Consider the following 20,322-nt stretch of genomic DNA (forward strand, 5'->3'; position numbering starts at 1 on the left):
ATGATCCTGATGCTCAAGAAAAAGGGCTACACGGTGGTGATGGTGGAGCAGAACTTCCGCTTTGCCGCGCCGCTGGCGGACCGCTTTTATGTGATGGAACACGGCACGATCGTCGAGCGCTTCGCGGCTGCGGAGCTGCAGGCCAAGATGCCGGTGCTGAACGCGTTGCTGGGGGTATGAGGACCGCTTTATGACGATACTGAATTTTCCCCTTTCCGCCTTGCTGTCCCAACTGCTACTGGGGTTGGTCAACGGTGCCTTCTACGCGATGTTGAGCCTTGGCCTTGCGGTCATCTTCGGGCTGCTCAATGTCATCAACTTCGCCCACGGGGCGCTGTTCATGCTCGGCGCGGTGCTGGCCTGGATGGGCATGGAGTACGCCGGGCTCAACTACTGGGCGATGCTCGTGCTCTCGCCGCTGGCGGTGGCGCTGATCGGCATCGTGATCGAGCGCACCCTGCTGCGCTGGATCTACAAGCTCGATCATATCTACGGCTTGCTGCTGACGCTGGGCATCACGCTGGTGATCGAGGGCATCTTGCGCTCGGTGTACGGCGTGTCGGGCCTGCCTTACTCGGCGCCGCAGGCGCTGGGCGGCGCTACCAACCTGGGCTTCATGATGTTGCCGAATTACCGCGCCTGGGTGGTGGTGGCGTCGCTGACGGTGTGCTTCTCCACCTGGTACCTGATCGAGAAGACCAAGCTGGGCGCCTACCTGCGCGCCGGCACCGAGAACCCCAAGATGGTCGAGGCATTCGGCGTCAACGTGCCGCTGATGGTGACGCTGACGTATGGCTTTGGCGTGGCGCTGGCGGCGTTTGCCGGCGTGCTGGCGGCGCCGGTGATCCAGGTCTCGCCGCTGATGGGGCAGAACCTGATCATCATCGTGTTCGCGGTGGTGGTGATCGGCGGGATGGGATCGATCATGGGCGCGATCCTGACCGGTCTCGGCCTGGGCGTGATCGAGGGATTGACCAAGATGTTCTACCCAGAGGCCTCGGCCACGGTGGTGTTCCTCATCATGGCAATCGTGTTGATGTTGCGCCCGTCGGGGCTGTTTGGAAGGAGTCAATGATGGGAACGATGGGAACGATGGGCCGGTCAGCCAGGAATGCGTGGTACGGATTGCTGCTGGCAGCGCTGGTGCTGGCGCCGATGGCCGGGGCGTATCCGGTGTTCGTGCTCAAGGTGCTGTGCTTCGCGCTGTTTGCGTGCGCCTTCAACCTGCTGGTCGGCTATACCGGGTTGCTGTCGTTCGGCCATGCGGCCTTCTTCGGCGGCGCCGGCTATGCAGCGGGCCATGCCATGAAAGTGTGGGGCGTCACGCCGGAAGCGGGCATGGTGCTGGGGACGCTGGCCGGCGGCCTGACCGGCTATGTGGTGGGGTCGCTGGCGATCCGGCGGCAAGGCATCTATTTCTCGATGATCACGCTGGCGCTGGCGCAGATGCTGTTTTTTGTCTGCCTGCAGGCGCCTGCCACGGGCGGCGAAGACGGCCTGCAGGCGATTCCGCGCGGAAAGCTGTTCGGCGTGCTGCCGCTGGCCGACGACCTGACGCTGTACTACGTGGCGCTGGTGGTCATCGTGGCGGCGTTCGCGCTGATCGTGCGCACGGTGCATTCCCCGTTTGGCCAGATCTTGAGGGCAATCAAGGAGAACGAGCCGCGCACCATCTCGCTGGGCTACGACACCGACCGCTACAAGCTGATGGCGTTCGTGCTGTCCGCCGCGCTGTCGGGGCTGGCCGGGTCGATCAAGGCGCTGGTGCTGGGCTTTGCCACGCTCACCGACGTGCACTGGTCGATGTCCGGCGCGGTGATCCTGATGACGCTGGTGGGTGGGCTGGGCACGCTATCCGGCCCGCTGGCCGGCGCCTTTGTGGTGGTGGCGCTGGAAACCAGGCTGGGCGCAATCGGCAATTTTTTGGCTTCCGTCACGGGCATCGCGTGGTTCGGCGCACTGGGCGAGTCGGTCACCATGGTGACGGGCGTCATCTTTATCGCCTGTGTCCTGCTGTTCCGCCGGGGCCTTGTGGGCCAGCTTGAACGGCTTGCCGGTAGCCAGGTGTTCAGCCGAAGGCTGCGCGCGCCGCGCGCCGCGCCTAGCCTGAAGCCCGATTAGCAACGCGTCCCCCCTCGCTTACAGCCCCTCACAGCCCTTCACAATCCCTTGGGCAGCAACGCCGCCAGCGATTCCCGCATGGCCCGCGCAATCAGTTGCTGCCGCTCGCGCGGCATGCGGGCCAGCGTGGAGGCCACGCTGATGCCCGCCACCGGTTCGCCGTCCGTGCTGTGCACCGCCATGCCCACGGCCAGCACGCCGCTGGTGGCGTGATTGCCGATCACGGACCAGCCGCGCTCGCGCGTGGCGCGCACCAGGATGTTCATGCGCTCGGGCGTCATGCCGCCGTAGTGGCCCAGCGCCGCGGCGTTGGCGGCGATGCATTGCGCCACGTCGTCTGGCGGCAGCGCCGCCAGCAGGGCCAGCCCGGCGGCGCCGACGCCCAGCGGCTGGCGCGTACCGACCTGGATCACGAGGATTTGCACCGGATGCGTCCCGACATGGCGCGCGATGCAGTGCGAGATCGCGCCTTCGCGCACGACGGCGAACGCGGCATCCCCGCAAGCGGCACTCACGCGCGCCAGCACTGGCTGTAGCCGCGCCGCCAGGCCATCGGTGGCGTGCGGCTGCGCAAGCGCCGACAGGCGCGGCCCCGCCACGTAGCGAAAGCGCCCACGCTGTGCCACATAGCCGCTTTCCATCAAGGTAGCCAGCAGCCGGTAGACCGTGGCGCGCTCCAGCGCCGCGATGCGGCACAGGTCGACCACGCGCAGGCCTTCGCGGCCGCTGGCCAGCACCGCATCCAGCAATTGCAGGCCGCGCCGCAGCGTGCGGCTGCCGCCGTCTTCAGTGGCCTGCGCAGCATCGGCAGCGTCGGGAAGGGGGCTGAGGGCTGCCTTGCCTTTGGCGGAAACGTCCGGCAGGCGGACGTTTTGATTGGCGGAGCGGGCAGGCATGGGGAAGAATTTCTCGGTCGATGGAAGCCACCCGCAGTATGCCGCAGCGCGGCCAGAAGGGGGCCAGCGACGGCATTGCACTGCCAAAACAGGAGACAAACCATGACCTTGCATCATGCACCGCGCCGGCGCCTGCTGGCGTTCGCGGCGGCCCTCAGCCTGGCGGGCGGCCTTGCGCTGCCGCTTCATGCCCAGCCCACCGCCTGGCCCACCAAGCCCATCAAGCTTGTGGTCGGCTACGCCGCCGGCGGCGCCACGGACGTGATCGCGCGCATCATCGCGCTCAAGCTGGGCGAGCAGCTGGGCCAGCCGATGGTGGTGGACAACCGGGCGGGCGCCAACAGTAACGTGGGCGCCGAAGTGGTGGCCAAGTCGGCGCCCGATGGCTACACGCTCTACGTCTACACCATCGCCAACACCATCAACGCGTCGCTGTACGACAAGCTTGGCTACGACCCACAAAAGGACTTCGAGCCCATCGGGCTGATCGCCAGGATTCCCAACATCCTGGTGGTGAACCCCAAGCTGCCGGTGAAAACCCTGGCCGACTACATCCGCTTTGCCAAGGCGTCGCAGGACGGCATCACCTTTGCCTCGTCGGGCAGCGGCTCGTCCATCCACCTGTCGGGCGAGATGTTCAAGATGCAGGCCCGGCTGAACATGCTGCACATCCCGTATCGAGGCAGCGCGCCGGCGGTGACCGACCTGCTGGGCGGGCAGGTCCAATCGATGTTCGACAACACGCCTTCGGCGCTGCCGCACGTGAAGGCGGGGCGGCTGCGCGCCATTGCCATCACCAGCGCCCAGCGCTCGCCGCTGCTGCCCGAGGTGCCGACCGTTGCCGAGTCGGGCTTTCCCGGCTTTGACGTGCAATCGTGGTTCAGCCTGGCCGCGCCCGCCGGCACGCCGCGGCCGGTGATCGAGCGCCTGAACTCGGCCCTCAACAAGGTGCTGGCCGCGCCCGACGTGCGCCAGCGCTTGCAGGATCTGGCGGCCACCCCCGAGCCCGGCTCGCCAGAGCAATCGCGCCGCCTGATCGCGGCGGAAACCAAGCGCTGGCACGACGTGGTGAAACAGTCCGGCGCCAAGGCCGAATAAGAAACAAGGAGCGTTGCCTACCATGTACCCGATCGATTTCTTCTGGCGCGCCGCGGCGCGCTGGCCCGGCAACATCGCGATCGACGCCCCCGAAGGCGCGATCCGCTACGACGCGCTGGCCGCCCAGGTGGCCGCGCTGGCCACGGCGCTCAATGCGCTCGATGACACCCTGCAGAGCCGCGTGGGCATTTGCGCGAAGAACAGCGCCGAGCACATCGTCGCGCTCCTGGCGGTGCTGGCCTGCGGCAAGGTCTGGGTGCCGCTGAATCCCAAGAGCACCCGGCCGGAGATCCGCCGCATCATCGACGCCACCGAGCCCTCCATCCTGGTGCTCGATACGGCCTGCGCCGGCCTGCTGGAGGGCGCGGCCGGCGCGCGCATCTATAGCGGCTCGCCGCCGCCCGGGGAGAGATCGGTGGCCGCGCTGATCGCGCAGCATGCCGGCGCATCGCGCCCGGCCTTTGCGCTGCCGGAGGATGCCACGCAGGCGATCAAGTTCACCGGCGGCACCACCGGCTTGCCCAAGGGCGTGATGCAGCCGTACCGCGCCTGGATGACCAACGTCTCCAACCAGATCCACGCCTGGGGCTTTGACGAGCACGAGCGCTACATCGTGGCCGCGCCGATCACGCATGGCACGTCGACCTACCTGTTGCCCATCCTGGCGCAGGGCGGCTGCCACGTGGTGCTGGCCGAGGCCGGCGCCGAGGCGGTGCGCACGGCGTTTCGCGAGCGCGGCGGCACCGTGTGCTTCATGCCGCCAACGCTGATCTACATGCTGATGGCGCTGCCCGGCGCCGCGCGCGCGGACTTCCCCTGCCTGCGCCGCCTGATCTACGGCGGCGCGCCGATGCCGCCCGAGAAGATCCGCGAGGTGCGCGCCTTTTTCGGCCCCGTGCTGGGCACCACCTACGGGCAGACCGAGGCGCCGCAGAGCCTGACCGTGATGCGCCCCGCGGATTTCGAGGACGAGCGCAACTGGGCCGCCGTGGGCCTGCCCACCTGGTTCAGCGACGTGGCCATCATGGCCCCGGACGGCCGCCTGCTGCCCCCGGGCGAGGTCGGCGAGGTGGTCGCGCGCGGCGACCTGGTGATGAGCGGCTACTGGCGCCTGCCGGAGAAATCCGCCGAGACGCTGGTGGACGGCTGGCTGCACACGGGCGACCGCGGCCTGATCGACGAACGCGGCTACCTGTACCTCAAGGACCGGCTCAAGGACATGGTCATCACCGGCGGCTTCAACGTCTATCCGGTGGATGTGGAGAACGCGCTGGGCCAGCACCCGGCGGTGCACGAATGCACGGTGTTCGGCGTGCCCGACGAAAAATGGGGCGAGGCGGTGCAGGCCGCCGTGCAGCTGCGCCCCGGCCAGCATGCCACCGAAGGCGAGCTGATTGCCTTTGTGCGCGAGCGCCTGGGCCCCGTGCAAACGCCCAAGCGCGTCCACTTCCATGCGAGCCTGCCGCGCTCCGCCGTGGGCAAGGTGCTCAAGACCGCCGTGCGCGAACGCGCCATCGCTCCCGAAGCCGCTTCGGTCCCATCGGTCCCATCGGTCCCATCGGCCCCGACCCCTTCCAACGAATCTACTGCGAACCCATCATGACTTCCTCCGCTTCCTCCAAGCCCGTCACCCGCCTTTGCACCCACACCCTCACCAGCCTGCATTACCGCGACGCGGACCTGGTCGAGGACCTGATGGGCAAGAAGACCTTCACCGAGGTCATGCTCATGCAGATCCTGGGCCGCGAGCCGCGCCCGGTGGACCTGCGCATCACCGACGTGGTGCTGATCGTGCTGATGGAGCACGGCCTCACGCCCAGCGCCATCGCCACGCGGCTGATCTACATGAGCGCGCCCGAGAACCTGCAGGGCGCCGTATCCGCGGGCCTGCTGGCCGTGGGCAGCTCCTTCGTGGGCACCATGGAGAACTGCGCGCAACTGCTCGACCGCATCGGCGCGGCCGCCGATCCCGATGCCGAGGCCATGGAGATCGCGCGCCACTACAAGTCCATCAAGAGCCATGTGCCCGGCTTTGGCCACCACCTGCACAAGCCGGTGGACCCGCGCGCCTACAAGCTGCTGGAAATGGGCCGCGCCGAGCCCGACCTGGCTGGTGACAAGATCCGGGCGCTGGAGCGCCTGTCCAGCGCGGTGGATGCCGTGGCCGGCCGGCCCATCACCATCAACGCCACCGGCGCGGTGGCCGCCTTGCTGGGTGAGCTGGGCGTACCCACGGCCGTGATGCGCGGCTTTGCCGTGATCTCGCGCGCGGCCGGGCTGGTAGCGCATATCGTGGAGGAGCAGCAAAGCCCTTCGGGCCGCTTTATCTGGGACACCATCGAACACGCGATTCCTTACGTGGGCGAAGGCGGGCACCGGCCAGGGGAGGGCGCGTGACATGACGAATCTATCGAACGCAGGCGACAGCGCGGCGGCGGCACGCCCGCCCGGGTTGCCGCTCGATCTTTCGGGCCGCACGGTTTTTGTCGCCGGCGCGGGCTCTGCGGGGCCGGGCTGGAGCATCGGCCGCGCGGCCAGCGTGACCTACGCGCGCCTGGGCGCGCAGGTTTGCGTGGTGGACCGTGACGCGGCCTCGGCCGAGGAAACCACGGCGCTGATCCGGGCCGAGGGCGGCATCGCCGAGACTTTCACGGGCGATGTGTCCGTGGAGGCCGAAGTGGTGCGGCTCTTTGCCGCGGCGCGCGGGCGCTTCGGCATGGTGGACGTGCTGCATCACAACGTGGGCATTGGCAAGACCGGTGGCCCGATGGAAACCACCGCGGACGACCTGGACCGCATCCACGCCGTCAACGTGCGCAGCCTGCTGCTGGCCAGTCAGCAGGTGCTGCCCGACATGATGGCGCGCGGGCGCGGCGCCATCATCGCCATCTCGTCGGTGGCCGGCATGCGCTACGTGGGCTATCCGCACCTGGCCTACAGCGTGACCAAGGCCGCCGTGACGCAGTTCACGCGCATGCTGGCGCAACAATATGCGCCACATGGCGTGCGCGCCAACACCGTGGTGCCGGGGCTGATCGACACGCCGCGCATCGCTACCACGGTGGCGAAGATGTTCTCCGGCACCAGCCTGGACGAGGCGCGCCGTGCGCGCGCCGCGCAAGTGCCGATGGGCCGCATGGGCAGCGCATGGGACGTGGCCCACGCCTGCGCCTTCCTCGCCTCCGATGCGGCGGCCTATATCACCGGCACGGAGCTCGTGGTGGATGGCGGCATCACCGGGAAATTCGTGTGACACGCAATCCGTCGTCCCATGTGCAGTAGTTGCTTGGAGGCCGTTTCAAAATGAAGCGAAGCGGTTCTGGCTAGGCGCGCGGCCGCAGACAGTACAACTGGTACGGCAAGGCCGCGCAACGACGTCAGAATCTTTTTGAAATGGCCTCTTAAAAGAAAGGATGGCCGGCTAGCCATATCCGCAGCGCGGATATTCGCGCAGCGCCATTGCGCGAGGGCCTAAAGAGTCACTAAACCTTGCCGATATGTACCCATCGGCATGAAGAACGCCGGCATTTCTTGCCGGCACGAGCCGATGTCTTCCTCCCGAAGCCGACGCTCGATCGGTTGCCACGACAAGCGAAGATCAGGCATCCGTGCAGGCGGCGTTGCCACGCAGCCGCCTGCCGGTCTCACGCTTGCCTTTTCGGGATGGCTCTGGCCGATGACCTCTTGCATTCCTCCTTTCTTTTTCCAGGACGACGGACAAACATGCGTTTCAGTGACATGAAAATATCAACCCGCCTTACTGCCGGATTCGGCATTCTGGTTCTGTTGATCGCCTTCATGGGCGGCACATCGATCATCAAGATTCATACCGTGGAAAATGCATTGCACACGGTATTAAGTGACCACTACAGAAAAATAGCGGATCTCAATGACATTGAGGGAAACCTGAACCAGGTCGCGCGCTCGCTGCGCAATATGGTGATCATGACGGTGGCGACGGATATCGAGAAGGAACGTGAACTGACCGCCGCCACGCTAAAGACCATTGCCGCCCAATGGGCCCGGCTAGAGACCAAGATCACCTCTGACAAGGGTCGGGCCGAGCTGGCCAAGGTGAAAGAAGCGCGCGGTGCGTACGGTGCCCTGCAGGACAAGTTCCTCGGGCTGGTGGCGGCAGGCAATGCCGACGAGGCCAGGAACATGCTGCTGGGCGAGTTGCGCCCGGCCCAGCTGGCCTATTTCGCCGCGGTGGAAGGCCTGATCCAGCATCAGGACAAACTCATGGAAACGTCCACCAGCGAGGCCATCGACGCCGTCGAGCGCATGAAGGCCACGATCTGGGCTTCGGGTGCCGTCGCGCTGCTGGTCGCTGTTTGCATGGCCACATGGATCATCCGCGCCATCACCCGGCCAATCAATCAGGCCGTGCGGGTGTCGGCGGCCGTGGCCGCGGGCGACCTGAGCCTGCAGTTCGATGCCAGCGGCAACAATGAAACCGCCAGGCTGATGCGCGCGCTGAAGGACATGCAGGCTAAACTGGTGCGCGTGATCGCCAACGTGCGCGAGAACGCCGAAGGCGTTGCCAGCGCGAGCCAGCAGATTGCCGATGGCAACCGCGACCTGTCCGGCCGTACCGAGGAGCAGGCCAGCGCGCTTGAGCAGACCGCAGCCTCGATGGAGGAGCTCAGCTCCACGGTCAGGCAGAACGCCGCCAACGCGCTGCAGGCCAATCAGTTCGCCATTGGCGCCACCACGGTGGCGCGCAAGGGCGGCGACGTGGTCGGGCAGGTGGTGGGCACCATGAAGGACATCAACGACAGCTCGCGCAAGATCGCCGACATCATCGGCGTGATCGACAGCATCGCGTTCCAGACCAACATCCTGGCGCTGAACGCCGCCGTGGAGGCCGCGCGCGCCGGTGAGCAGGGGCGTGGCTTTGCCGTGGTGGCGGGCGAGGTGCGCAACCTTGCGCAGCGCAGTGCCGAGGCGGCCAAGGAGATCAAGACGCTGATCACCGCCAGCGTGGAGCGCGTGGAGCAGGGCACGGCCATGGTGGATCATGCCGGCGCCACCATGACGGAGATCGTCGCGGCGATCAAGCGCGTGACCGACATCATGGGCGAGATCAGCGCAGCCAGCACGGAGCAGAGCGCGGGCGTGGCGCAGATCGAAACCGCCATGAGCCAGATGGACCAGGCCACCCAGCAGAACGCCGCGCTGGTGGAGGAAAGCTCGGCGGCGGCGGAAAGCCTGCATGCGCGGGCACGGCAACTGGTGCAGGCGGTGGCCGTGTTCAAGCTCCATCAGGAGCGTGGCGGGCATGGCGCGCCATCCGGCCTGACCGGGGCTTGAATGGGGCCTGGGCGGGGCCCGACTGGCCAAGGACCAGTAAAATAGCCGGCCAGGGTGGGTTTTCAAAGGCGGCAGGTGGCTCAACGACAACAGGGTTTTCTTCTGACTCGGCACTGGCGGGATACGGCCGCCGGGACGGAAGTCGAGTTCTGGCTGGCAACCGACAGTGGCCCTCGCCATATCCGCCTGGCGCACCAGCCCTCGGTGGCATTTATCCCGGCTGAGCAGCGCGAGACCGCCGAGGCGGTCTTGCGCGGCGAGCGCAACGTGGCGTTGCGCGAACTCCCGCTCGCGGATTTCCATCGCCGCCCGGTGCTGGGCCTGTACTGCCAGCACTACCGCCAGCTCACCAAGCTGGAAAAACTGCTGAAGGAAGCCGGCGTCAGCGTCTACGAGGCCGACATCCGCCCCCCGGAGCGCTACCTGATGGAGCGCTTCATCACCGCGCCCGTCTGGTTTGCCGGCGAGGCCAACGCGGCCCACGGCGGAGGCACCCTGCTCAACAGCCAGATGAAGCCAGGGCCAGCCTATCGGCCCACGCTGAAGCTGGTGTCGCTGGACATCGAGACCACCGCCCACGGCGACCTGTACTCGATCGCGCTGGAAGGCTGCGGCCAGCGCCAGGTGTATATGCTCGGCCCGCCCAACGGCGACGACAGCGCGGTCGACTTTGACCTGGAGTACTGCGCCAGCCACCCGCTGATGCTGCAAAAGCTGAACCAATGGCTTGCCCAGCACGATCCCGATGCCATCATCGGCTGGAACGTGGTGCAGTTCGACCTGCGCGTGCTGCAGAAGCATGCGGATCGCTATCAAGTCCCGCTGCTGTTTGGCCGGGGCGGCAATGTGCTGGAGTGGCGCGAGCACGGCTTCAAGGAGAACCATTTCTTTGCCTCCGCCGCCGGCCGCCTGATCATCGACGGTATCGAAGCGCTGCGGTCCGCTACCTGGAACTTCCCGTCCTTCAGCCTGGAGAACGTGGCGCAGACGCTGCTAGGCGAGGGCAAGTCCATCGACAACCCGTATCAGCGGATGGCGGAGATCGACCGCCGCTTTGCCGAAGACAAGCCCGCGCTGGCGCGCTACAACCTCAAGGACTGCGAGCTGGTGACCCGGATCTTTGCCAAGACCGAGTTGCTGACCTTCCTGCTGGAGCGGGCCGCCGTCACGGGATTGCCGGCGGACCGCAGCGGCGGCAGCGTGGCCGCCTTCACGCACCTGTACATGCCGCTGATGCATCGCCAGGGCTATGTCGCCCCGAACCTGGGCGAGGTTCCGGACGGGGCCAGCCCCGGCGGCTTTGTCATGGATTCGCAGCCCGGGCTGTACGATTCGGTGCTGGTGCTGGACTACAAGAGCCTGTACCCGTCCATCATCCGCACCTTCCTGATCGATCCGCTCGGGCTGGTGGAAGGGCTGCAGGATCCGTCCGACGAAAGCTCGGTGCCGGGATTTCGCGGCGCGCGCTTTTCGCGCACCCGGCATTGCCTGCCGGCCATCGTCAAGCAGATCTGGCAAGGCCGGGAAGCGGCCAAGCGCGAAGGCAACAAGCCCTTGTCGCAGGCCCTGAAGATCATCATGAATGCGTTCTACGGGGTGCTAGGGTCCAGCGTCTGCCGCTTTTTCGACCCACGCCTGGCGTCGTCGATCACCATGCGCGGGCACGAGATCATGCACCGCACGCGCGAGCTGATCGAGGCGCAGGGCTACCAGGTGATCTATGGCGATACCGATTCGACCTTTGTCTGGCTGAAGCAGCCGCATGCCGAGGAAGACGCCGACAGGATTGGCCGCATGCTTGTCCAGCAAGTGAACCAGTGGTGGCAGCAGCATCTGCAACAACAGTACGGCCTGGAGAGCGCGCTGGAGTTGCAGTACGAGACCCACTACCGCCGCTTCCTGATGCCCACCGTGCGCGGCGCCGAGCAGGGCAGCAAGAAGCGCTACGCGGGGCTGGTCGCCAAGGCGGACGGCAGTGAGGAGATGGTCTACAAGGGCCTGGAAACGGTACGCACGGACTGGACACCGCTGGCCCAGCAGTTCCAGCAAGCGCTTTATCAGCGCGTGTTCAAGAAGCAGCCGTACCGGGAATATGTGCAGGACTACGTCCGCCGCACCATGAGCGGCGAGTTCGACGCGCAACTGGTCTACCGCAAGCGCTTGCGCCGCACGCTCGAAGACTATCAGCGCAACGTGCCGCCGCACGTGCGCGCGGCACGCATCGCGGACGAGTTCAACCGCAAGGAAGGCCGTCCGCTGCAATACCAGAACGGCGGCTGGATCAGCTATGTGATGACGGTGGCCGGCCCGGAGCCCCTGGAAACCCGGCGCTCGCCCATCGACTACGACCACTACCTGACGCGCCAGCTGCAGCCGGTGGCCGACGCCATCCTGCCCTTCCTGGGCGATGCGTTCGAGACGCTGGTGACGGGGCAGAAGGCGTTGTTTTGATGGCGCCTTCTATCGGATCTTGATGACAACCTTGCCCTTTGCACGTCCTGTTTCGACGTAGGCCAACGCCTCTTTGGTCGACGCGAACGGAAAAACCCGATCGATCACGGGCTTTATCGCACCTGCGTCGATGAGCCTGGCGATCTGGCCTAGCTGGTCTCCGTTAGCACGCATGAAAACAAATGAATAGCTGACGCCACGGCGTTTCGCGGCTTTCCTGATGCGATGGCTCAGAAAGCGCATTGCTGCTTTCAGGAACCAAGAGGCGCCCATCTCTTTCGCAAAATCGGGATCAGGCGGACCGGCGATCCCGATGAGTTTGCCACCCGGCTTGAGCACTCGCAGCGACTTCTCGAGCCCTTTTCCGCCCTGCGTATCCAGTACCACGTCATAGTCCTTCAGGATGGCCGCAAAGTCGTCTTTCGTGTAATCGATGACGATATCCGCACCGAGGCGCTTCACCAGTGCGATATTGCGCGCGCTCGTTGTCGTCGCGACCGTTGCGCCTACATGCTTCGCCAGTTGAATGGCAAAGGTGCCAACGCCGCCCGAGCCAGCATGTATGAGCACTTTCTGCCCTTTCCTGAGTTGCCCTTTTTCGATCAGCGCCTGCCAGGCAGTCAATCCCACCAACGGAATTGAAGCCGCTTCCTCCATCGTGAGTGCCGTGGGCTTGAGGGCCACGCCATCCTCTTTGATCGCGATGCATTCCGCGAAAGTGCCGATGCGGTCCTTGTGTGGTCGCGCATAGACCTCATCGCCCGGTTTGAATCGTTGTACGCGCGATCCGACGCGGACAACAACCCCGGCCAGATCGTTGCCCAAAATCAATGGCAGACGATAGGGCAGAATCAATTTGAACTCGCCGTCCCTGATCTTGGCATCGAGAGGGTTCACGCCAGCGGCGTGAATCTGGATCAATACGTCGTCCTCGCGCACCTCCGGGACCGGCATATCGCCAGCGCGTACGCCATGTTTGCGTCCATATCGATCGACGACGAATGCCTTCATCATGGTTCCTTGTCAGTTTCTCGTTGCGTCAAGTTGTTTCACGGGCAGTAACGCCGTCTACGTTGCGAGCCGCAGATCTTTGCGAATACCGGCGTCTACCATGTTCGCAGGCGCAAATCTGCGTAGCAATCGCAGGCGGCCGGCGAGTCCACCAGCTGCATAGCGGAGTTTCGGACGCGCCGCGATGGCGGCCTGCAGTACGGTCTCGGCCACAACCTCAGGACCGTCAGCGCCCTCGACCACCTCCTTCACTCGCCTATCCACGGCCGAGCGCACCTCGCGGTAGGTGTCGAGAGGGGCGTCGGGCGCCATGAAGTTCGCGTCAAAAGGCGTCTTGATATAGGCCGGCTCAATGACCGATACCCGGATGCCCATCGTGCGCAACTCATGGTCGAGCGATTCCGAGTAGCCTGCGACCGCGTGCTTGGTGGCGGAGTACAGCGCCATGTAGGGCATGGGCAAGAAACCCAGCACAGAGCCGATGTTGATGATGCGGCCGCTACCTTGTTGCCGCATATGGGGCAACACGGCACGCGTCATGCGGATGATCCCGAAGAAGTTCGTATCGAAGATCGCGCGGGCCTGGTCAATCGAACTCTCTTCCGCAGCAGCGGGGGCGACACCGAAGCCAGCGTTGTTGACCAGCAGGTCGATGCGGCCGTGCAGGCGCAGTACTTCCTTGACGGCGGCTTCGACCGATGCTTCGCTGGTCACGTCAAGTGGCAGCATCTCGAACGTCCGCGGTCCGGCTTGCGCACCGCGCCGGCTGGTGCCGTAGACCTTGTATCCGGCCTTCGCAAGCCGCTTTGCCGTGGCTTCGCCGATTCCCGACGAGGCGCCCGTAACGAGCGCTATCTTGGTTTCCATGCTGTCCTTCCGATATTGAGGGATGTTTTACGTGGTTGGTCGGGCGTTCATTTTGCAAAAATATGATGATCATCATATTTTGGATCCAACGAAAACTGGCACCGGCACCGGCACCGGCACCGGCACCGGGCCGGCAGATTTACGCGTCGGTGGGCGCGAGTTTCTTCAATGCGGCTTCAAGAAAACTTTCCGACAGCTTGGGGTCGTCCACGGCACGCGCCAGCACCATGGTGCCAACCATGGTGGCAACTGTCATCAGTGCCTGTTCGTGCGCACCCGGCTGGCCCCAATCGGGCAATTGGCGCGCAACGACATCGATCATCTCCTTGATGCGGCGGGTGGCTGCGCGCCGCACGACCGGCGCCTGGCGCGGCATCTCCGAGCCGAGGGCGGAGACAGGGCAACCAGTCTCCATGTCTTCACAATGTGCTTTCGACAAATAGGCGCGCACCATCGCCGGCAATGCTTGATCTGGCGGCACGGAGGCGGCGATATGCTCCGACAAGGCCACGGCTTCAGCACCGGCGCGGTCAGCGGCTTCGGCAAGCAGTACCTCGCGCGATGGAAAATGGGCGTAGAAGCCGCCATGCGTCAGGCCGGCCTCCTTCATGATGTCGGCCACTCCTGTGCCGTCGTAGCCACTGCGCCGAATCGCGCGCGCGGCGACCTCGACGATGCGCTCGTGCGTGAGTTCCTTGCGGCTCACGGTCTTGCGATTGATTGACGGCTTCTTCATGACGACCATCATATAACATTTCGCCGCCATTTGCTGCACGGAGCCATGTCGATGGAGATCAAGGCGCCCCCCCCAGGCAGCGCTGAGCAGTGCAACTGTCAGTTCGGCTACATGAGGGTGCGCTATCGTGGCTTGATGAAGCGCACGCAGCAACGACCCTGCTGACGATAGGCCTCTCAGTCCAAGCTGATGCCGTTTATCTTGGCGATGCTTTGCCAGAGGGACAGGTCGGTACGTACCGTCTGGGCAAACTGCTCCGCGCTTTTCAATGGCGGATCGACCAGGTTCAGTTGGACGAACCGGTCACGCAACTCCGGGGCGGACAGCGTGTTCAGGATCTCCCGGTGCACGGCCGCTACCACGCCGGCTGGCGTACCACGCGGGGCGAACACACCATACCAGGCATCTGTATCGAAACGATAGCCTTGTTCGGTCATGGTCGGCAGGTCCGGCAACGCCGGTCCCCTGTGCGATCCGGTGATGGCGATGCCGCGCAGCTTTCCGGTCTTGATCAGCGGCACCGAACTGGTGGCGTCGACGAAGGCCACCTTCACCAGCCCGCCCTGCATGTCCTGGTAGATCTGGCCGATCGTCTTGTAGGGCACATGCCGGATGTCGAGTCCTTCTTTCCGCTTGAGGTACTCCATCACGAGCTGCCCGGTGGAGCCCGGGCCCCAGGTGGCGTAGTCGTACTTGCCGGGATTCGCCTTGACGAGGGCAACGAACTCCTTCAGGTTGCGCGCGGGAAAATCCGGCGAGGCGACCAGATGGATGCCCCCTGAGAAAATTTGTGCCACGGCCACAAGGTCACGCGTCACATCGAATGGCAGCTTGTGCAGCAGGGCCTGGCTTATGACGGTGGAAGACGAACTGGCAAATAGCAAGGTGTAGCCGTCAGCGGGTGCCTTGGCCACCGCGTCGACGCCGATGACGCCATTGGCGCCAGGCCGGTTGTCGACCACGACGGGCTGGCCCAGCGTGCGCGACAAGCGCTCGGCAAAGATCCGCGCAATGGTGTCGGGCCCACTGCCGCCGGCGCTGGGCAGGATCAGGCGAACCGGTCGCGCTGGCCACGGCTGCGCGCTCGCCGGCGCCGCGCCGAGCGCAAGGCCCAGCGCCATGCCGAGGGTGGGTGCCAGGGCCAGGAATCGTCCGAGTCCCAACGTGTTCCAGCTAATCCGCATCATGTTTGTCTCCTGCATATTGTTGTGATGGCGGGCCTGGCCATGGTACGGCCCAGGCCCGCTTGACCTGTACAACGCCGCGCCAGCCGTCAGGCTGCGGCGCGCACGGCGCCGATCGACAGGCCGCCATCGACGATGAGCATCTGCCCGTTGACATAGGAGGACTCGGTGCTGACCAGGTAGAGCGCGGCGTGCGCAACCTCCCAGCCTGTGCCCTGCCGGCCGAACGGCAGCGGGCGGGCTGCGCGCGAGGGCCGGGCGCGCGAGGCGTCGCGGCCCATCGGCGTGTCGATCAGTCCTGGTGCCAGCACATTCGCACGCAAGCCGCTGGGCTGGCCGGCGAATGCCACCGCGCGGCCCAGCGCGGTCAAGGCCGCCTTGGACGTCTCGTAGGCCGGCAGGCCGCTCAGCGGAGAGATCGCCGCCGTGGAGGCCACGAACACAATGGCGCTGCCAGCGGGCATGACGGCGGCGGCCTCCTGGGCGCAGAACATCGGGGCGCGCAGGTTGATGTCCTGGACCCGGTCCCAGTCGTCGGGCGTCTCCGCGCCGAAGCGATTCTGGTTGCCGATCCCGACGTTGACCACCAGGCCATCGAGCCCGCCCAGCGCGGCCACGGCCTGGGCCACCATGCGCGAGATTTGCGCGGGGTCCGAAACGTCGGCCTGGACGGGTATCGCGCGGCCGTTCTCGCGCAGGATCAGGTCGACCGTGTCCTGCGCGGCGCCGGCATCCATATCTGCGCATGCCACGGCGGCGCCCTCGCGGGCGAACAGGATCGACATGGCACGGCCATTGCCTACCGATGGCACCGGATCGACGGTATGGCGCTGGCCCGCGCCTACCACCAGGATGCGGCGCCCGGCGAGCCGGCCGTCACGGCGCGGCACGCCAAGCGCGGGTGCAAACAGTTGTTGGTCCGGACGGCTTTCCAGGGATTCAGTCATGACGCAGCTCCAGCTTTTCCAGCGGCGGGTTTTCGATATCGACTTCGAGGTTTTCCAGCAGGCGCGACACCAGCATGTAGAAGCCGATGGTCGCCAGCAGCTCGACCATCATCTGTTCGTCCAGGGCCGCCGCAACCTTGGCGTAGAGCTGCGCCGGTGCCTTGACGTCATGCACCACGGCATCGGTGAATGCGATGGCAAGGCGCTCGAGTTCGCTGAAGTCGCCGTTGGCATCCGGCTTGAGCACGGCATCGATTTTTTCTTCCGGCACACCGGCGGCGCGCGCCACACGCCGGTGCTGATGCACTTCGTAACTGGCGCCGCTGAGCGCGCCCACCCGCAGGATGACCAGCTCGCGCAGCGTGGGCGGCAGCGAGGCCTGCGTGAGAATGGCGCGGCCAAGACCGAGGAAGCCGAGCGCGATCTCCGGCGCATGCGGCAGGATCCTGTACAGGTTGAGGGCGGGACGCCCGCGCAGTTGCTCGCCAAGGCGGCCGGGCACGTTGTCCACATCGAAGTAAGGTAGTCTGGCCATATTGTGTTGTCTCCGTTTCCTGCCGCGCGGCAGGTGAGGTCGTGGTGGGAATAGTGCAAATAGGGGTTGGCCGCTCACGGCAGCACGTTGCGCGGGTCTTGTCGCAAGACCAGGTTCCATACCTGTTGGCCGACCGGCCGCTCGCGTTCCTCGATCAGGTGGGCGACCAGTCCCGCGCAGCGTCCGATCAGTGCCAGTCCCCGGCCGAACAGCGGGTCCAGCCCCATCTCGGCGAGGATGGCGCCGATGGCGCCAGCGGCGTTGAGCGGCAGGGCGCCGCGCTTGCCGTCGCCGCAGGCGTCGCCGAGCGCCAGGGCAAGACGACAGTACTTGCCGTGGAAGCCATTCGCGCTCGCGGTCTCCATCAGGACCGGCACGCGCGGATCACCTTGCGCGTGTATTGGATGGCCGACGCCAGGTATCGGCCTGCCGGCTGACCGGCAGGCGGCGACGATGCGCCGGGCATGCTCTGCAATGGTGGCTGCGTCGGCATCGGCCGCCAGCGACGCACCTTCTTGCAGCAGTAATTCCGCCATGTTCTGCACGGTGCCGAGGAAGCGTTCGCCGGCGCCAAGCAAGCCCGCGGCGACCGCGCCTTGCAAGGATTCCGGCGCGCCCAGCCAGGTCATGCGGGCGCTGATCGCGCTTGGCGTCAGCCCGTGATCGACCGCGGTCACCAGCAGTGTGTCAATCATCCGCGCCTGCGCCGCGCTGGGCCTGCGGCCGAGCGCAGCCAGGCAGAGCGTCTGAACGAAATCCAGCTTGCCGATCACCTCGGTGGCCAGGTCGAGTCCGCGCAGCGTGATGCGATCGGGCGTGGTGTAGCCGATCTCGGTGCGGATGCCATTCATGCGCTCAGCCCCACGGTGATGCCGCCGCAGACGTGCAGCACCTGTCCGGTGACGAAGGACGCGCGTTCGTCGAGAAAGAACTCGACGGCGTGAACAATATCCTCCGGCTTGCCGAGCCGCCCGACCGGCACGCCGTTCACGATGCGCTGCGTCAGCGCATCCTGGGCCGGGTTGACGGAGCCGAACGCCGCCGTGGCGATGGGCCCCGGCGCGACGGCGTTGACGGTGATGCCGTGCGCCGCCAGTTCCAGCGCCCAGGTACGCGTCATGGCGTTCAGGGCGCCCTTGCTGGCCGAATACGCCGTGCGCAGTTCCTTGCCCAGCGCGGCACGGCTGGAGATATTGACGATGCGGCCGTGGCGCGCCTTTCGCATGGCAGGCACCAACGCCTGGGTGCATTGCAGCGCGGCGCGGACATTGACGGCGATTTGCCTGTCGAAGTCGTCAAGGCCGGTTTCCTCCACGCTCGCCGCCCGCAGGGTCGCCACATTGTTGACGAGGGCAGTGAAGGCATAGCGGGCCGATGCCTCCCCGAGCGCGGCGGCGAGTTGCGCCGGCTCGGCCATGTCGACTTTGACAAAATGCGTCACACCGGCCTCGGGAGGTGCCACCCGATCGAAGTTCACTACCGTGTGGCCGCGCGCGCGCAGCGTCTTGCACAGGGCCCAGCCGATGCCGCCGGATCCGCCGGTTACCAGGATATCTGTTGGTGTCATGATGAGAGAGGCTCCTTGCCTTGAGGGTTGTTGCTGGCATGGTTGCTTGCACTGGCGGCGAGCCGGGTCTTGACCTCGAGCTTCGAGACCTTGCCGTTGGCCGTGAGCGGAAGGGTTTCCACAAAATGAATGCGCTTTGGTGCCTGCACCGAACCCAGGCGTTCCTTGACGAATGCTTGCAACTCGGCAGCGTTGGGTGTGGCGCCGGGATGCAGTTGCACGGCCGCATGCACGGCCTCGCCCCAGCGCGGGTCGTCCATGCCGAGCACGGCGCAGCGGCACACTGCGGGATGGGCGCCGAGCGCGTTCTCCACGTCGCTGGGGTACACGTTGAAGCCACCCGTGATGATGACGTCGCGCAACCGGTCTTTCAGGTACAGGTAGCCTTGCGCGTCCAGGTAGCCACCGTCGCCCGTATGCAGCCAGCCATCGGCCAGTGCTTCGGCGGTCTTGCCGGGCTGGCGCCAGTAGCCGGACATGACGAGGTCGCCGCGCACCACGATCTCGCCGGATTCGCCAGCCGGCAGCAGCTTGCCGTCGCGCCCCATGATGGCGAGTTCGGTCAGGCAGGTGGCGCGGCCGACGCTGCCGTGGCGGGCGGGATCGCGCAATTCGCCAGCGGGCAGGAAGGCAATGATGCCGGGGGCCTCGGTTTGCCCGAACGAGGTCTCCAGGGTGCCAAAAACATCAATGGCCTGGGCAATCCGGTCTGCGCGCATCGGCGCTGCCGCATAGATCAGGTGCCGCAGCGCGGACCAGTCCCGTTCGCGCACGCCGGGCTCGTCCAGTAAATCGTAGATCAGCGTGGGCGGCATGAACACCGCGGTGATGCGCTCGCGCTCCAACTGATCGAGCAGGGCGCGCGGCCTGGTCGAATCCGCCAGCACGATGGTGCCGCCACGTGCGAACACGGGTAGCAGGAACGTGGATGTGCCGTGGGTGATGGAGGCCACGGCGAGATAGCGCTCGTCATCGCGCAGCTGCATCGCGGTGAGGATGGAAACCACCGTGGTGTTCCAGGACCGCAGCGACTGCATCACCCCCTTGGGCGCACCGGTAGTGCCGCCGGTGAACTTGATGGCCTGCGTTTCGCCAAGCTCGCGCTGCGTGCGTAGCGGGACGCGGCCGCGCCAGGCACACAGTAGCGCGGCGATGCTGTCCGGGCCGGATGCCTGCGGCCCGCAGGTGATCACGCGGGTGCCAAGTGTGGTCGTGCCGGATTGGCCGTGGCTGCTGTCTTCCACCACCAGGATGGACGGCTCGGTGAAGTCGACGATGCGGGCCCGTTCGTGGACCGAGGCGCGTGGATTCAGTGGCACCCAGCACTTGCCGGCGGCCAGCGTAGCCAGCAGCGCCAACACATGCTGCACGCTATTGCCGGCGCAAATGCCTACGCGCGATCCGGACACGGGGTCCAGCGCCTGGAACGCCGCTGCGAGCGCCAGTACCTTCTGCGTCAGTTCGCCGTAGGTCAGCGATTCACCGGCTGCCTGCAAGGCGATGCGTGCCGGCGTGGCGCTGGCGGTCCTCAGCAGATGGTCGATTGGTTGCATGCTTTCTTCCGTTGCGTCTCGTGGATTCCGTTGATTCCGTTGA

The 20,322-nt window shown here is 65.9% G+C and carries 18 protein-coding genes and 1 pseudogene; 9 read left to right on the plus strand and 10 right to left on the minus strand.

The features are described 5' to 3' along the window. The 3 genes and pseudogenes from AC1RQK_RS17110 to AC1RQK_RS17120 all read left to right on the plus strand — a co-directional run. A pseudogene (locus tag AC1RQK_RS17110) lies at positions 1-180 on the plus strand (ABC transporter ATP-binding protein); the annotation flags it as partial. A 10-nt stretch (positions 181-190) separates the two neighbouring features. Beyond that, complete coding sequence (locus tag AC1RQK_RS17115) at positions 191-1,075, plus strand: branched-chain amino acid ABC transporter permease (RefSeq protein ID WP_492373752.1); 885 nt, start codon at positions 191-193, stop codon at positions 1,073-1,075. Next, positions 1,072-2,121 (plus strand): branched-chain amino acid ABC transporter permease, encoded by a 1,050-nt coding sequence (locus tag AC1RQK_RS17120; protein WP_492810005.1) that lies wholly within the window; start codon positions 1,072-1,074, stop codon positions 2,119-2,121. Before AC1RQK_RS17115 ends, AC1RQK_RS17120 begins: the two co-directional genes overlap by 4 nt. A gap of 38 nt (positions 2,122-2,159) precedes the next feature. Here AC1RQK_RS17120 and AC1RQK_RS17125 read toward each other — a convergent pair whose 3' ends face one another. Beyond that, positions 2,160-3,017, minus strand: a complete 858-nt coding sequence (locus AC1RQK_RS17125) for an IclR family transcriptional regulator (protein ID WP_492810007.1) — start codon at positions 3,015-3,017, stop codon at positions 2,160-2,162. A 102-nt stretch (positions 3,018-3,119) separates the two neighbouring features. Between AC1RQK_RS17125 and AC1RQK_RS17130 the strand changes: the two genes are divergently transcribed. The 6 genes from AC1RQK_RS17130 to AC1RQK_RS17155 all read left to right on the plus strand — a co-directional run bounded on the left by AC1RQK_RS17130 (position 3,120) and on the right by AC1RQK_RS17155 (position 11,879). Beyond that, positions 3,120-4,115, plus strand: coding sequence for a tripartite tricarboxylate transporter substrate binding protein (locus AC1RQK_RS17130; protein ID WP_492810009.1), 996 nt, complete (start codon positions 3,120-3,122; stop codon positions 4,113-4,115). Positions 4,116-4,137: 22 nt separating this feature from the next. Continuing rightward, positions 4,138-5,718 (plus strand): class I adenylate-forming enzyme family protein, encoded by a 1,581-nt coding sequence (locus AC1RQK_RS17135; RefSeq protein WP_492810011.1) that lies wholly within the window; start codon positions 4,138-4,140, stop codon positions 5,716-5,718. Continuing rightward, on the plus strand, positions 5,715-6,512 hold the full coding sequence (locus tag AC1RQK_RS17140; RefSeq protein ID WP_492373747.1) for a citryl-CoA lyase: 798 nt from the start codon (positions 5,715-5,717) through the stop codon (positions 6,510-6,512). The genes AC1RQK_RS17135 and AC1RQK_RS17140 overlap by 4 nt, the downstream gene beginning before the upstream one ends. 1 nt (position 6,513) lies before the next feature. Then, positions 6,514-7,368 (plus strand): SDR family NAD(P)-dependent oxidoreductase, encoded by an 855-nt coding sequence (locus AC1RQK_RS17145; protein ID WP_492810013.1) that lies wholly within the window; start codon positions 6,514-6,516, stop codon positions 7,366-7,368. Positions 7,369-7,853: 485 nt separating this feature from the next. Then, positions 7,854-9,428 (plus strand): methyl-accepting chemotaxis protein, encoded by a 1,575-nt coding sequence (locus AC1RQK_RS17150; RefSeq protein ID WP_492810015.1) that lies wholly within the window; start codon positions 7,854-7,856, stop codon positions 9,426-9,428. Positions 9,429-9,503: 75 nt separating this feature from the next. After that, complete coding sequence (locus AC1RQK_RS17155) at positions 9,504-11,879, plus strand: DNA polymerase II (protein WP_492810017.1); 2,376 nt, start codon at positions 9,504-9,506, stop codon at positions 11,877-11,879. A 9-nt stretch (positions 11,880-11,888) separates the two neighbouring features. Here the strand turns inward: AC1RQK_RS17155 and AC1RQK_RS17160 are convergent, their stop codons facing one another. The 9 genes from AC1RQK_RS17160 to AC1RQK_RS17200 all read right to left on the minus strand — a co-directional run bounded on the left by AC1RQK_RS17160 (position 11,889) and on the right by AC1RQK_RS17200 (position 20,279). Then, positions 11,889-12,890: an NADP-dependent oxidoreductase gene (locus AC1RQK_RS17160; protein ID WP_492810324.1), complete on the minus strand. Its 1,002-nt coding sequence runs from the start codon at positions 12,888-12,890 to the stop codon at positions 11,889-11,891. A 57-nt stretch (positions 12,891-12,947) separates the two neighbouring features. Further along, positions 12,948-13,757 carry an oxidoreductase gene (locus AC1RQK_RS17165; protein WP_492373743.1) on the minus strand — a complete coding sequence of 270 codons (810 nt, stop codon included), beginning with the start codon at positions 13,755-13,757 and terminating at the stop codon, positions 12,948-12,950. A 139-nt stretch (positions 13,758-13,896) separates the two neighbouring features. Then, a complete protein-coding gene (locus AC1RQK_RS17170; RefSeq protein WP_492810326.1) occupies positions 13,897-14,505 on the minus strand; it encodes a TetR/AcrR family transcriptional regulator in 609 nt (202 codons plus the stop codon). 164 nt (positions 14,506-14,669) lie between these two features. Continuing rightward, positions 14,670-15,680 carry a Bug family tripartite tricarboxylate transporter substrate binding protein gene (locus AC1RQK_RS17175; RefSeq protein WP_492810019.1) on the minus strand — a complete coding sequence of 337 codons (1,011 nt, stop codon included), beginning with the start codon at positions 15,678-15,680 and terminating at the stop codon, positions 14,670-14,672. Positions 15,681-15,766: 86 nt separating this feature from the next. Further along, on the minus strand, positions 15,767-16,624 hold the full coding sequence (locus tag AC1RQK_RS17180; RefSeq protein WP_492810021.1) for an SDR family NAD(P)-dependent oxidoreductase: 858 nt from the start codon (positions 16,622-16,624) through the stop codon (positions 15,767-15,769). Next, positions 16,617-17,159 carry a carboxymuconolactone decarboxylase family protein gene (locus AC1RQK_RS17185; RefSeq protein ID WP_492373740.1) on the minus strand — a complete coding sequence of 181 codons (543 nt, stop codon included), beginning with the start codon at positions 17,157-17,159 and terminating at the stop codon, positions 16,617-16,619. Before AC1RQK_RS17185 ends, AC1RQK_RS17180 begins: the two co-directional genes overlap by 8 nt. Before the next feature lie 74 nt (positions 17,160-17,233). Continuing rightward, on the minus strand, positions 17,234-18,010 hold the full coding sequence (locus tag AC1RQK_RS17190; RefSeq protein WP_492810023.1) for a citryl-CoA lyase: 777 nt from the start codon (positions 18,008-18,010) through the stop codon (positions 17,234-17,236). Beyond that, positions 18,007-18,726: an SDR family NAD(P)-dependent oxidoreductase gene (locus AC1RQK_RS17195; protein ID WP_492373738.1), complete on the minus strand. Its 720-nt coding sequence runs from the start codon at positions 18,724-18,726 to the stop codon at positions 18,007-18,009. Before AC1RQK_RS17195 ends, AC1RQK_RS17190 begins: the two co-directional genes overlap by 4 nt. Further along, positions 18,723-20,279, minus strand: coding sequence for an AMP-binding protein (locus tag AC1RQK_RS17200; protein ID WP_492373737.1), 1,557 nt, complete (start codon positions 20,277-20,279; stop codon positions 18,723-18,725). The genes AC1RQK_RS17195 and AC1RQK_RS17200 overlap by 4 nt, the downstream gene beginning before the upstream one ends. Positions 20,280-20,322: the final 43 nt, after the last annotated feature.

Source organism: Cupriavidus sp. GW822-FHT02D05, from assembly GCF_058802485.1.